The organism is Reyranella sp. GW821-FHT14A01 (genome assembly GCF_058803965.1).
In genome coordinates, this window is the sequence record NZ_JBXAPM010000006.1 from 353293 (window position 1) to 365445 (window position 12153).

The window sequence follows — 12153 nt, forward strand, 5'->3', positions numbered from 1 at the left end:
CCCTCCTCTAGGCCGCGAGCAACGGCAGCCCGGCATCGCTTGCCGTGCGCCGCGTCTCGATGGTGCGGATGGTTGAGTTCCAGTAGTTGCCGGCGGAGCTGCGGCCGGCCCGGGCGGCCGTGAGGCCGATCGGGTTCTCGCCGGAAAGATCCGTGACGATCGCGCCGCCATTCAGCGAAGCGGCGAAGTTGTTGTTGGCCCAGCGGACTGCGGCGGCGAAGTCCGTGTCGCTGGCCACGGCGCCGAGATCGAGGTCGCATTGGTCGACGCCGCCCACGGTCGCGATGGCGTGCAGCCTGCCATCCGTGCCGTAGCGCAGGGTGCGACGATTGTTCCCGGAGCCGTCGTCGGCCTGGAAGGCGACATTGACCGCACCGCCCGACATCTTCCTTGGCGTGCGGCCCTTCACGATCCAGCACTGGTCCGTCAGGACATTGGCATTCGTGATCAGCGCGACATCGGCAGCGCGCGCCACGGTCGCGCTCGTCGTCGGGATGTGGCTGGCCGCAGCGTCGCCGGCCTGCAGATCTGCGCCCCATAGATGCAGGCCGCTGGTGCCGTCGCCGGTGTAGTTCACGATGTTGTCGGCCGTCCCCAGCCCGATGCGCATGGAAGCGGTTCCGGTCGCGGTCGCCTGTGCGATCACCGTGCAGCGGTAGATGCCGTTGCCGACATCCTGGATGAACGCCGCCACGGCCCCGGGGCCGAGTGTACCGAGTGCCCCGGCGCCGGCCGTCACGTTGAAGTAGGACCGCGCGGTCGCACCGAAGCCGGTCACCAGCCAGATGTAGAACCACACACGCTCGCCGGCCTTGGCGAAGACGGAAGCCGTGTAGTATTGCCCGCTTGTGACCGAGAAGGACCCATTCTCGATGTAGTGGTTGTTGCTGGCCGCCGTGTTCTCGACGAGCTTGTCCATCGTGGTCGTGCCGTCCGGCGCCGCCCCCGTGTCCGCGCTCACGGTGGCGCGAGTCGGCAGCCAGATCGAGCCATTGTTGAACTCGGCGGACCGCAACACGAGGTTCGTCCGCGCTTCCTCGATCAGCAGCCCGCGCGCGGCCAGCGTCGCCGGGTTGTACTGGAGCCGCGCGACATCGGTCGTCTCCGGCACCAGCACGCCGGAGCTGTTGTAGCGCCAGCCCGACGAGGCGCGGGTGAACGACACGGTCGGCAGCAGCGAGCCCGTCGTGAAGTCGTATGCGGTGTAGAGATAGGGCAGCGAGGCCCGAATCATCTCCGACGCCTTCATCTTCTTCGACGCGGATGCGCTCATGTCGGACACGAGCAGGAAGTCGGCCGCGGGATCGAGGTCGCCGGCGGCGAGTTCGGCGAGCTGGGAAACCTTCTGGTCGGCCATCGTTCACTCCATGATGATGGAATCGCCGGCTTCGGTGACGATCCGGTCGGTGCCGTTCTGGGCGGCGAGGTAGGTCTTGATCCGGGCGACGAACATCATCGCCAGGCGCGAGGCCAGCGAGCGCATCAGGCCCAGACCTGTTCGGTGGTGAGGTGCAGCGACACGTCGGTCGGATTGGCGAACGTCGGCGTGCCGGCCGCGAGCAGGACGGCATAGGTCATCCGGCCGGCCAGCGTGAGGCGCTTGTAGATGTTCGTGGCACCGATGAGGACGCCCCCGGAACCGACCGTCCGCACGTTCACAAGAGGAAGGAAGCCCAGAAGCTTCGACCGGTCCGAGTCGTGGAGATTGAAGGTCTGGCGGTCGGTCACGGTGCCGACGAGGTCTGCATTGAAGAAGACGAGGTCATAGGGCTGCTGCTGCCCCGCCTTGTCGATCACCAACGCATCGACGACGGCGCATTTGAGATCCGAGCCCGAGGCGAGATCCGGCAGCTGTATTTTCCCGCCCACCGCCATGCCGGCGGTATAGGCGCCCGCCGTGACGGTCTGATCGACGCTGATACGCATGATGTGCTCCGTTCAGTAGTTCTGCGCCACCATCGCGGCGAAGAAGTTGACCCCGTCGATTGACCAGACCACAGCCAGGTCGCGCTTGCCGTTCGTGGTGGTGAGGACAGGCGCGCCGTTGATCCAGGTCCACGGCCAGACCTGCGAGTAGCCGGTACCGTTTGCGGTGAACTCGATCGTGAAGCTGTGGCCGAAACCAGCAACCTCGTTCTGGATGTCGATCGAGGTGATGTTCCCGTTGACCGGGAGCGTGAAGACGCCGCCCAGCTGCAGGTTGAGGGCCACCACGCCGCCCACGATCGCCGCCAGCACGACGACCTCGCGCACGCTCCGGGCCGTGACCGGGCCGGGGAAGCTGAAGAGGCCGTTATCGTCGGCCGTGACGCTCTTCGACGCGGGCGCGACGCAGGTTATGGTCTTGGTCCCGGCCGAGAAGGCGATCTTGGCACCGGTGGTCGAGATCAGCGGCACGGCAGCGCGCGTGATGGTGCCGTCGCCGACGATGGTGCAGAGCGTGACCTCGACCTCGTTGGCGGTCTGGTGCCGGATGCAGCCCCAGAACGTGTCGCCGGCGACGGCGCCCTGGTCGGCGAAGCCGATGCAACCGGCCGGCACCGCGCCGAACGCCAATGCCGCAGTCCCCGTCGAGCTCGTCATCTGCTGGGCGAGATCGAAAATCCTGTGCGCCATCTCATCCCCACCAGTCGAAGATCACTTCATCGGCGCCCTGCGCATCGAGGCCCACGGCCAGCAGCGGCAGCGCCGCGCCGGCCGCCAGCCGGTCGAAGCCGGTCAGGGTCGCCACGGAGCCCAGCAGGTCGGCATAAGGATCGACCTTCATCGGCCACTGCCAGCGCTTGCGGGGCACATCGAGGATGCCCTGCTGCCGGGCCGCCTCGATCGCGGCATCGTCCTCGTTCCAGAACCCGGAGTTGGCGACGATCGCGGTGCGCGCGGTTGGATAGAGCGTCGCCACCGCCGGCGAGGCCGAGGTGGCGTAGCGGGCTTCCTTGCCCAGGATCTCGGCGGTGGCGTCGTCGACCGCCGGCGCCAGATCGCTGCGTCCCTGCGGTGCCCCATTCGTCCGCCAGGCCATGTTGGTGCCGGCCCGCGGGACACCGACGCCGACCACACGGGGTTCACCCATCCCCTCTTCCCGGTACACGATCGACAGCGACGATCCGGTCTTCGGCGATTCGACGAAGCCCACCGTCAGCAGGCCATCGGGCCGCAGACGCCACCAGCCGAGGATGCCGGCCATGACGAGGTCCAGGGCATCGGCCTTGCTGATCTCCTCGCCGAAGTACCAGCCGACCGGTGCAGCATGCCGGATCTCCAGCCGGTTGAAGCCCGTCATGTCGATGTCGGCGGTGTCGTCGAGCCGGTTGGCGCCGCGGGTCGTGGCGATGCGACGGGCAATCGCGGCGCGGGTCGTCGGGCCGGGATGGCCATAGGCGACATCGGCGTCCCCGATCACATCGACGCGGATGCCGTACTGCAGATCGATGTTCGGCCGGGCCAGCGAACAGGCGAGACAGGTGCCGACCTTGCCCGACGGGATCGCGGCCGCCGCCAGCGCCTCATAGGTCGGATAGTCGGCGTGGACCGGCAGCACGACGCCGCCATGCTTGAAGGCCAGCAGCGCCTGCGACGAGCTCAGGCTCCACTGGAAGATCTGGTCGGCCGCGCTCAGCAGGACCGGCTCGTTGTTGAAGCTGTATCCCAGCGCCCACGGCTTCCAGCGGCCGGCGTGATCGGGATCGCCTTCGAGACCGCCGGTGCCCTTGTAGTACTCGCTGTGAAGCGGGCCCTGGAGCTGCCAGCCGAGATCGCGCAGGGCGAAGCGCTTGGCATCCAACGACGGCACCAGGCCCGACGTGGTGAACCGCGCCACCGTCTCCCAGGTCGAGAATGGGGTATCGCGCCGGCCACGCTTCAGCGTGAGGCGCGCACCATCCCAGACATAGTCGAGCAGCCAGTCCAGTTCTCCGGCTGGATCGACGATCTCGATCTCGCCGACCGTGGGCCGGCTGCGGGTCAGCGGATCGACCCCATCGAACAGCGAGGAGGCGAAGTTCGGCGAGGCCGGCAGGCCGCCGTGGACGTAGATCGCCGCGGGCGTGTCGTCGTTGTCGGTCGAGCGGCCCACCGTGGCGGCGGGATAGATCACGACCTTCCCGCCTTTCCAGCCCCAGGAGCCGCCCTTGGGATAGGGAAGCTCGCCAAAGGGGCCGAACAGCCCGAGCGACGGACCGCTGCGGGGATCCACCGGCTCGGCGACGAGCAGCAGGTCCTTGTCGCGATAGGCGCCGAAGTCGAGCGGGTCGACGCCGGCTGCGAGCGGCCATGGGCGACCTGGCCCGCCCAGCTGGCCAAACGGCGGGGGGAAGTCCGCGTACTTGGTCTGGGCCATCACGCCGCCGACTGTGTGGTCACGTACCGGGACAGCACGGCGGTCATCCTCGACAGCTGGGCGCGAAGCTCGGCGTTGTCCTTCTGCGAGATTTCGAATGCCGCCATGAGCTGCTGGAACTGGGCGCCATTCGGATTCGATGCCGGCGACACCGTCGCATCGGTCGATGGTGCCGCCGGCCCCAGAGCCGCGGACTGCACGGACTGCAGCGCCTCGATGATCTGGTTGCGGATCGCGTTGTATTCGGGACTTCCGGCAAAGTAGCTCTTGGAGTACTCGGCATACGCCATGCTCTGGGCGCCGAACCGGCCGATCGCCGCGGCATCCCCCGCAGAGGCCTGGGCGTAGGTCGCCTGATAGGAGGCCTTCAGGCCGGCGAGCGTGGTGGTCGGATCGAGGTTCGACAGGTTGCCGCCCGGGGTCAGGCGCGCGATCGCATCATCGAGCTGCGAGACAGCACCGCCATAAAGCTGGTTCTTGAGGTCGGCCTCCTTGCGCAACAGGGCCTCATTGATGCGAGCCTGGTCGACGACGACATCGGTGTGCTGGCGGATGTAGTCGATGTTCTCCAGGATCGAGGCCTTCTCGTCCTCCCAGGCGCGCAAGCCGGCGGCGACGGGATCGACGAGATTGTCGACATAGTCCTGGCCGAGCCGTTCGAGCTGCTTCTTCCGTTCGGCCTCGACCGGTTCCACCGCCAGGCCGAGCTTCCTGGCCGTGTCCGCCATGTCGCCGAACTGCTTTTCCAGCGCCTCGAACGGTTCCTTGACCGTCAGCGCAGCCTTGCCGAGGCGCTCGTAGACGTCCTCGACGAAGACGATGCTCTCGCCGGTCTCCTTGATACCCATGGAAGCGGCGCGCATGTGCTCCAGCGCGGTCTTCATCGTGGCCGTGATCTCGCCGGTGGCGCCCGACAGGATGGACCGGATCGCCACCTGGGCGGCTCCGGTGTCCATCATGTCGTCCATGTTCATGCGCCAGGCTTCGCGATTGCCGTTCGGGTCGACGAGATGCGTGGCGTTGCTGGTATAGGACCAGTCCTTGCCCTGGGCGGTCCAGCTCGACAGGTTCAGGCCCCAGACCCTGCTGGCGTCCTTCACGCCGCCCATGAGGTCGAAGATCGAATCGATGCCCGTCGTGGTGCCGCGCAGCGCGCTTTCCGACTGGCCGGAGTTCGCCCCCGCGCCCCAGGCGCCGCCGGTCGTGTACCAGCCGCCATCGCCATAGCGCAGGTTCGCGTTGGTCGAACTGTGGGTGCGGGTATCGGGCTCGCCGAACAGGCTGGGCAGCAGCGCCGAGGCCAGGGCGATGATCGGGCCGGCGATCTGACCCACGCCGGGGATCAGCGAGACCGCGCCGCCGATCATGCTGCCGATGCCGCCCAGGGTCTGGCCGGTCGTCCGGGCGTTGATCAGGTTGTAGGCGCCCATGCCGATTCCGAAGGCCGCGCCGAGTCCCTGGCCGATGCTGATGCCGCCGAGACCACCGATGCCCGCGGCAGCTGCGCTGGCGCCAGTGTTGCCGCTCGCCAGCAAGGCCCCGACATCGGCATACCCGCCGGCCGGCGCCGCGGACGAGAACAGCGAAGCGATGGGGCGACTGAAGAAACTGCTGGCGCCGCCGAACAGGTTGCCGAGCCCTCCGCCGCCCATCAACCCGCCGATGCCGCCACCCGCACCAGACCCATACCCCAGGGACGAGGCGGTGCCCGGCGATACCAGGCCGATCGAGCCCAGGGCCTCGACGCCCAGGCCGATCACCGGCCGGATCGTCGCCAGCGCCAGCAGCTCGGCCGCGGCGCGGCGGGCCGTCTTGATGAAGAGCTGCCCGAACTCCTCCATCGAGAACTTGCCGTTTTCGAGGATGCGTTCCCACATGTCGGCGGCGGTCGACTGGATATCGCCCAGCGCGCGCTTCAGCGGCTCGGTCCAGAGTTCGTTGGCGCGCTTGAGATCCTCGGCCTGCGTCTTCAGCAGCTCGTTCTGCTCGATCGCCTTCTGACGCGCTTCGAGCATCTCGACGGTGATGGCCTGGCCGCCCTTCTCCGCGTCCTGCTTGGCCTTGATGAGAGCGATCTCGCGCGCCCGCACTTCGGGGAGCTCGCTCACCAGGCGCAGTTCGGCCGCGATCAGGAGGTTCTGCTTCTCCAACTCGGAGGTGGCGACCGCGAAGGTCTCGGCGGCCTTACCCTCGACGACCCGGCGGTTGAAACCCTCGATCTCTGCGGCGAGCGCCTGCACCTTGGGATGGTTGCGATCGAGCTTGTCCCCATAGGCCTGCATCGCCTGCTCGAGCGATCGGGCCTTGATGTCCTGCTCCTGGAAGGCCACACCGCCGCGCAGCGCCGCCGTCGTCATAGCGTCCTGCGCTTCAGCGGCCTGCTGCAGCGTGTTCCGGAGCTTCTCGATGCGCTCGACGTCGCCCGCACCGGCGCCCTTGACCGCGGGGTCGCGCGTCCCCGTCGTCGGGGGAGCGACCGGCTGCATCTTGAAGCGGCGCGCCCAGGTCTCTTCGCTGTCGAAGGACGCCTGACGGTCGAGAGTGGACCCGCGGTTGAGACGATCCAGATCCTCCTGGATCATCGCCTGCCGCTGCGGGTCGGCGTTGTTCGGGTCGTTCTTCTGCTTCAGCAGCGCCGCACGGCGGTCGGCCTCGATCTCCTCCGGCGTGGAGAGGCGCAGCGCGTTCGGCCCCGTGCCGATGCGCCCCTGGGCGCGCGAGTCCTGCAGGACCGTAGCCCAGAACCCCTGCCCCGAGGCCTTGCCTCGCTCGAACTGGCCAAGGATGGTGCCGAGCCAGGCGCTGATCTTCTCGAATCCGTCGGTTGCGACGGGCGCCGCCACCTCGGCGAAGAAGGCACGCATCTGCATGCCGGCCTTCTCGGCCGCCGAGCCGAGCTTATCCCACTTCTCGATCGTCTCCGGCGAGATCACGGTACCGGCACGCTCGGCCTGCAGCGTCAGCGCCTCCTGCCCTTTCGCAAGTTCGGGCAGCAGCGTCAGCATCTTGCGGCCGGCCTTGTCGAACACTTCGGTCGAAAGCGCCACCTTGACGTTGGCATTCTCGACCGCGTCGAGCTTCTGCGCCGATTCGGTCAGCAGGTCGTTGAAGGGCCGCACCGCGCCGCGCGTGTCGAGTATCTTCACGCCGAGGCGTTGAAAGGTCTCGATCGCATCCTTGTTGCCCTCGGCCGCCTGGCCGATCTTCAGGGCGAAGGAAGCAGCGCCCTTCTCCAGATCGTCGATCTTGACGTTGGCGCCGGTCGCCGCCGTCTGCATGGCCTGCAGATAGGTCGTGTTGGTCGTGAGCTGGTCGGCCAGTGTGCCGAGATTGCCCACGGTCTGCATGATGTCCCTGGCGAAGCCGATGCCCGCGCCCAGCGTCAGCGCCACACCGAAGGCCGCCGCGAAGCGCGTGACCCGCGCGAATCCGCCACCCAACATGTCGAGACCGCCCTCCATGCGGCTGATCACTGCGCCGGTCTGCTGGGCCTGTTTCTCGATCTCCTCGAGCGAGCGGCGGGCTTCCTTGGAACCCTCGCGCGCCTTGCTGGCGTCATAGACGATGCGGACGATCTTTACGCCCACCTCCTCTTCTGCCGCCATGGCGCACTCCTATCGGGTGTTGCTTCGTTTTTTGGCGTCGGACAGCAGCCGGGCCATCTCGATGCGCAACCAGTGATCGTCGAGGTCGCGCAGGATGGCGACGAAGATGTCGTGACCGTCGCCCACGTGGCCGAGTCGCGCCGCCTCGGCGCGGATCGTGTCGAGCGGGATGTTGCGCGGCATGGAAACCATGCCACCGGTGACCGGCCGGTCGCGCGACAGGTCCTGGAAGGCGAGCCAGTACGGCAGCGCCTGCGGACTCGGATCAGGCCGGGACAGCAGCTTTGCACGGGCGGACTTGTCGCCGCGGCTCGCATGGTTGCGGAAGGCCGCGACGTGTGGCCCCCACTTGCTGTCCCAGCTGATCAGTTTTTTAGGTCTTCGGTGGTTTCCTGTGCGCGGGCCATACGGAATCGGCGCGTCTCGAACACGGTCTCGGCCAGCACTTGCAGGATGTCGTCGACCAGCAGCAGCTCGGTCGCCGCACTCTGGCTGAACGGAACCTCGCCGCCGCCGGCGGCCGGCACGTTCTTGAAGCCGCGCAGGAAGATGCGTGCATAGTAGCGCGCGCGGACGACGGCGATCTCTTCCTTCGAGGCACCCACGCCTTCGAGGCGGCGCAGCTCGGCCTGCATCTTCGGCCAGTGCTCGACGAAGGCCGGGTTGGCGTCGGTCGCCGCCAGCGTGAGCAGGCGAATTTCGGTCTCCGGCACCTTCATCCAGATACCGGTATCGCCCTCGATATGGCGGTCGCGCTTCAGGGCTTCGAGCTTGGTGGTGTCGATAAGGCTCAAGTCTATTCCTCCTCAGGTTCCGTGGGCGCGATGGAATGCACCTCGCCGACCAGGCCCCGCTCGCGCCAATCGCTCGCCTGGTCGGGCGTGACCTCGACGACCGCGCCGGCCTCGAAGTCGCGCCGTGTTTCCTTTTCCGAGGGCGGCACGGCCGGCTCGTAGATGAAGAAGGTCCGAAGTACGGGGACTTTGACGGTGGACATCTGGCACCTCGTGAATTTGAAACGGTTACGCCGGCCCTTTAGGCAACGGCGCGTGTGATCCTCACGGCACACGACGTGCTGTTGTCGAACAAGGCATCGACGTGGCAACTCAGCATGAGGTCGCCGTCGTTGCCGGGATCGTTGATCACCGGCTTGCTGATCTTTCCGTTCGGGATCTCGAACGTGTACTTCTTGGTGGTGAGGATGCCGGCGGTGAGTGCCAGGGCGCCGGTCGTGCCGGGCAGCAGGGTCGTGTACTGCGACAGGCTCTCGAAATAGAAGCTGAAGTCGCAGGGCGCACGGAAGCGACCGAGGCCCAGGCCAAAGGCCGCGGAGCTTCCGAAGGCATATTGCCGGCGCAAGTTGTTGGTGATGCGGATGGTGCCGTCCATGAACTTGGGCGTCAGGCTGAAGAAGGTGCCGACGCTGACGTCCGCCGGCGTGATCGGTTCGTTGGTCGACGGCACAGCATAGGTCGAGCTGGCCTTGGCGGCGGTACCCGTGGTCTCGATCATGCCGGCCAGGTCGAACGAAACCGAGGCGGGCTGGCCGTTGGCGAGCCGGATCTCCATCGCATCGACCTGCATGCCCGCCGACCAGACATAGGGATCGGTAGCGCCGCCCTCGTAGCGCTCCTCGAGGGTGAGCGCTGTCGGAGTGCTGCCGTCCTTGATGACGTTGGTGCTCCAGGTGCTGTTAAGCAGCGACTGCACCAGCAGATCGAAGGCGTCGTCATAGGCCCAGGGCATCGTGATGCGCTTGGCCAGCGTGTCGAGCCCGCGGGTGGTCGCCGCGAGACGACGGTCGGCACGGCGCTCCGGCGATTCGCCGAACGGCTTTTCGTTGGCGCCCTCGGTCGAGGCGTCGCGCAGTATCTTCCATGCCGGGCTGGTCGGGATCGTGCCCGGCGTGACCTCTGCCACGATCGACACCTGCTTCAGTGCACCGTCCATAGCTATTCTCCTTCAGAACTCAGGCAAGGTTGTAGATGCGGTAGGCGACAGGGACGCTCTCGATCCAGCGGCCACCGACCCGCGTCGGGCTGGGCGGCCCCGGCATGGTGCGCACGCCCCGTCCGTTATCGAGGGTGAAGCGCCGGCGGATGAAGGCGTCGCTGATGGCACGGGCATAGCCCGCCACGTCGTTGCCGCTGCCCAGCGGCGCCACGACGCGGATCCAGACGTTGCCTTCCTCGATGACGAAGTTCGTGCCGTTCGGGCGTCCCCAGCTGCCTTCCTGCATGACGGGGCCGCCGTCGAACTCCAGGGCGATCAATTCGGTCTCGCCCGTGGCCGAGGCGAAGACGTTCTCGACGTCCTTGACCGTCCACGGGATCGAGGCGGCCGTGATGATGCCTTCAAGTTCGGTCTTGAAGGCCTCCCTCACCCGATCGCCTGCCATGGCTCAGCTCCAGACGCTCTTCTTCATGAGGAACTGCAGGACGGGATAGGTATAGAAGCCCTTTCCCACGCGGGCCTTCCCCTTGGTCCGCGCCATCAGCATGCCGATCTGCAACTGCTCCAGGCGGTAATCGACGAACACGGTGCCGCCGAAGCGGCGGGTGACGTCGAGCTGGACCTTGCGATAGACGCCGCCGGGCGCCTGGCTGCTCTGCCCCCGCCGTCCCTGCCAGCGCTTGCGGCGGTTGGCCCGCGCTCCTTCGATCTTGCGGGCATAGGGCATGGTGTTGACGATCTGGACCTTGTCGCCCGGGCGAACTTTGTCGAGCGCTTCCAGCGCCGCCATGGTCGCCGCGCGGCCATCCAGGATGCCGATGCCGTTCACCAGCACCAGATGCGTATCCCGATAGTGACCATCCTCGGGCGGCCCGACCGGCGAGAGGCGCACCAGCTCGGCATAGGCGTACATGACCGCCTGACGCATGGTCTCGCGGCGCAGGAATTCGATACGACCGAAGGGCCGGACGTCCAGATAGTTCCGGAGCCGCACGCCGTCGGTGACGACCACCGGCTGGCGATCAAAGCCGCGCCTGACTTCCCTCGGAAGGTCCTGGTGGACGATGCGGATATGGGCCTTGCGAATGTCGGCGTCGAGCCAGCGGTCTAGTTGCACGACGGTGAGGCCGGAAGATACGACTGGCATCAGGAGTGACCGCCGGCGACGGTCAAGATATGGAGCGCCACCGTCTCGCCGTCCCTGCGGGTGTCGCAGGAGACGATGCGATAGGCGCCGATGGAGTCGCCCAGGCGCGGGTAGCGAGTCGGCGCCGCCGATGCTGCGATTTCCGCGTTGGAGATCTTCACGGTAAAGGCGGCGTCGTCGAGGGCCCCCGCGACATTCTCCGGCGAGAGGTTGAAGCGCTTGGCCTTGACCGTGATCTCGGCCTCGCCAGCGCGCTTCAGGGTCAGGGTCTCGCCGTACTTTTCGAGCATGCTCTGCAGAGCGTCGATTGCACTCATGGGACCGGGTTCCGCCAAGCCGCAAGCATGTCGCGGACTTGCGGGTAGAGGACGAAGTTGCCGATCACGTCGCCGCCCGGAACAGAGTAGCTCTCGGCGCCAATGTCGGGCGAGTTGGTCGACCGGATGGTCGGGTCCCGGCGGGCGCCGAACACCCAGCCGCGGAGCTGCTCGATCGCGGCGGCGGCGAGGGCCTTGTCGACATTGTCGGACATCGTCGCAGCGAATCCCGCCTTGAAGGTGACGACGATCTTCGCCGCCCGCCAGTCGATCGGACGGTCGCCGGACAGGCGCTGCAGCCGGCCCGGCCGCGCGCCGGTAGCAACGAAATCGGTGCCCAGCGTGAGCGTGCTGCCGTCCTCGACGACGCTGTCGATCGAGTAAAGCGGGAGGCGCCAGGGCAAGAAGAGCTCGGGTCCGCGCCCACCATCGGCCAGCGGATACCAGGTGGCGCGCAGAGTCTCGCGCGCGAAGGTCGGCTTTTCGCCGGCCGCGTCGCGCGCCAGACGACAATGGTCCACGATGAGCTGCGAGACGCGCGGGATCAGGTCGCCGATCAGGGCATCGGTGTCGGTCGTGGTGATGCGCAACGCTGTCTTCACGGCCGCAGCGGTCGTGAGATTGCGCTCGGCATCCGACGAGGACGCGGCCGAAACGGTCTCCAGGAGGTCGGAGAAGGATCTCATGGGCGCATCCCGGCGAGTGGAGGAAGACCGGCGGGGGGGGGGGGGGGGGGGGGGGGGGGGGGGGGGGGGGGGGGGGGGGGGGGGGGGGGGGGGGGGGGGGGGGGGG

General features: G+C 67.3%; 14 protein-coding genes. All 14 read right to left on the reverse strand.

Annotated elements, in window-relative coordinates:
* Positions 1-7: 7 nt before the first annotated feature.
* Positions 8-1357, reverse strand: a complete 1350-nt coding sequence (locus tag AC1ROX_RS13000) for a phage head spike fiber domain-containing protein (RefSeq protein WP_493126111.1) — start codon at positions 1355-1357, stop codon at positions 8-10.
* A 3-nt stretch (positions 1358-1360) separates the two neighbouring features.
* Entirely contained in the window at positions 1361-1483 is a 123-nt protein-coding gene (locus tag AC1ROX_RS13005; protein WP_493126113.1) for a hypothetical protein, read from the reverse strand.
* Positions 1483-1926, reverse strand: a complete 444-nt coding sequence (locus tag AC1ROX_RS13010) for a hypothetical protein (RefSeq protein ID WP_493126115.1) — start codon at positions 1924-1926, stop codon at positions 1483-1485. The genes AC1ROX_RS13005 and AC1ROX_RS13010 overlap by 1 nt, the downstream gene beginning before the upstream one ends.
* 12 nt (positions 1927-1938) lie before the next feature.
* On the reverse strand, positions 1939-2616 hold the full coding sequence (locus AC1ROX_RS13015) for a hypothetical protein (RefSeq protein WP_493126117.1): 678 nt from the start codon (positions 2614-2616) through the stop codon (positions 1939-1941).
* Position 2617: 1 nt separating this feature from the next.
* A complete protein-coding gene (locus tag AC1ROX_RS13020) occupies positions 2618-4339 on the reverse strand; it encodes a hypothetical protein (RefSeq protein ID WP_493126119.1) in 1722 nt (573 codons plus the stop codon).
* Positions 4339-7944 carry a hypothetical protein gene (locus AC1ROX_RS13025; RefSeq protein WP_493126121.1) on the reverse strand — a complete coding sequence of 1202 codons (3606 nt, stop codon included), beginning with the start codon at positions 7942-7944 and terminating at the stop codon, positions 4339-4341. Before AC1ROX_RS13025 ends, AC1ROX_RS13020 begins: the two co-directional genes overlap by 1 nt.
* A 9-nt stretch (positions 7945-7953) precedes the next feature.
* Positions 7954-8127: a hypothetical protein gene (locus AC1ROX_RS13030; protein ID WP_493126123.1), complete on the reverse strand. Its 174-nt coding sequence runs from the start codon at positions 8125-8127 to the stop codon at positions 7954-7956.
* Positions 8128-8309: 182 nt separating this feature from the next.
* Positions 8310-8738, reverse strand: coding sequence for a hypothetical protein (locus AC1ROX_RS13035; protein WP_493126125.1), 429 nt, complete (start codon positions 8736-8738; stop codon positions 8310-8312).
* Between the two features lie 2 nt (positions 8739-8740).
* Positions 8741-8941 carry a hypothetical protein gene (locus AC1ROX_RS13040; protein ID WP_493126127.1) on the reverse strand — a complete coding sequence of 67 codons (201 nt, stop codon included), beginning with the start codon at positions 8939-8941 and terminating at the stop codon, positions 8741-8743.
* A 38-nt stretch (positions 8942-8979) separates the two neighbouring features.
* On the reverse strand, positions 8980-9894 hold the full coding sequence (locus tag AC1ROX_RS13045; RefSeq protein ID WP_493126129.1) for a phage tail tube protein: 915 nt from the start codon (positions 9892-9894) through the stop codon (positions 8980-8982).
* A gap of 19 nt (positions 9895-9913) precedes the next feature.
* Positions 9914-10342 (reverse strand): hypothetical protein, encoded by a 429-nt coding sequence (locus AC1ROX_RS13050; RefSeq protein ID WP_493126131.1) that lies wholly within the window; start codon positions 10340-10342, stop codon positions 9914-9916.
* Between the two features lie 3 nt (positions 10343-10345).
* Positions 10346-11044: a hypothetical protein gene (locus AC1ROX_RS13055; RefSeq protein ID WP_493126133.1), complete on the reverse strand. Its 699-nt coding sequence runs from the start codon at positions 11042-11044 to the stop codon at positions 10346-10348.
* A complete protein-coding gene (locus tag AC1ROX_RS13060; protein ID WP_493126135.1) occupies positions 11044-11361 on the reverse strand; it encodes a hypothetical protein in 318 nt (105 codons plus the stop codon). The genes AC1ROX_RS13055 and AC1ROX_RS13060 overlap by 1 nt, the downstream gene beginning before the upstream one ends.
* Complete coding sequence (locus tag AC1ROX_RS13065; RefSeq protein WP_493126137.1) at positions 11358-12047, reverse strand: hypothetical protein; 690 nt, start codon at positions 12045-12047, stop codon at positions 11358-11360. The genes AC1ROX_RS13060 and AC1ROX_RS13065 overlap by 4 nt, the downstream gene beginning before the upstream one ends.
* Positions 12048-12153: the final 106 nt, after the last annotated feature.

What these genes read in the sequence shown, in the direction of transcription:
- AC1ROX_RS13040 (WP_493126127.1), bottom strand. Translation starts at nt 8,941, where the DNA reads ATGTCCACCGTCAAAGTCCCCGTACTTCGGACCTTCTTCATCTACGAG.
- AC1ROX_RS13025 (WP_493126121.1), bottom strand. Translation starts at nt 7,944, where the DNA reads ATGGCGGCAGAAGAGGAGGTGGGCGTAAAGATCGTCCGCATCGTCTAT.
- AC1ROX_RS13020 (WP_493126119.1), bottom strand. Translation starts at nt 4,339, where the DNA reads ATGGCCCAGACCAAGTACGCGGACTTCCCCCCGCCGTTTGGCCAGCTG.
- AC1ROX_RS13005 (WP_493126113.1), bottom strand. Translation starts at nt 1,483, where the DNA reads ATGCGCTCGCTGGCCTCGCGCCTGGCGATGATGTTCGTCGCCCGGATC.
- AC1ROX_RS13000 (WP_493126111.1), bottom strand. Translation starts at nt 1,357, where the DNA reads ATGGCCGACCAGAAGGTTTCCCAGCTCGCCGAACTCGCCGCCGGCGAC.
- AC1ROX_RS13045 (WP_493126129.1), bottom strand. Translation starts at nt 9,894, where the DNA reads ATGGACGGTGCACTGAAGCAGGTGTCGATCGTGGCAGAGGTCACGCCG.
- AC1ROX_RS13050 (WP_493126131.1), bottom strand. Translation starts at nt 10,342, where the DNA reads ATGGCAGGCGATCGGGTGAGGGAGGCCTTCAAGACCGAACTTGAAGGC.
- AC1ROX_RS13065 (WP_493126137.1), bottom strand. Translation starts at nt 12,047, where the DNA reads ATGAGATCCTTCTCCGACCTCCTGGAGACCGTTTCGGCCGCGTCCTCG.
- AC1ROX_RS13015 (WP_493126117.1), bottom strand. Translation starts at nt 2,616, where the DNA reads ATGGCGCACAGGATTTTCGATCTCGCCCAGCAGATGACGAGCTCGACG.
- AC1ROX_RS13055 (WP_493126133.1), bottom strand. Translation starts at nt 11,044, where the DNA reads ATGCCAGTCGTATCTTCCGGCCTCACCGTCGTGCAACTAGACCGCTGG.
- AC1ROX_RS13060 (WP_493126135.1), bottom strand. Translation starts at nt 11,361, where the DNA reads ATGAGTGCAATCGACGCTCTGCAGAGCATGCTCGAAAAGTACGGCGAG.
- AC1ROX_RS13010 (WP_493126115.1), bottom strand. Translation starts at nt 1,926, where the DNA reads ATGCGTATCAGCGTCGATCAGACCGTCACGGCGGGCGCCTATACCGCC.
- AC1ROX_RS13030 (WP_493126123.1), bottom strand. Translation starts at nt 8,127, where the DNA reads ATGCCGCGCAACATCCCGCTCGACACGATCCGCGCCGAGGCGGCGCGA.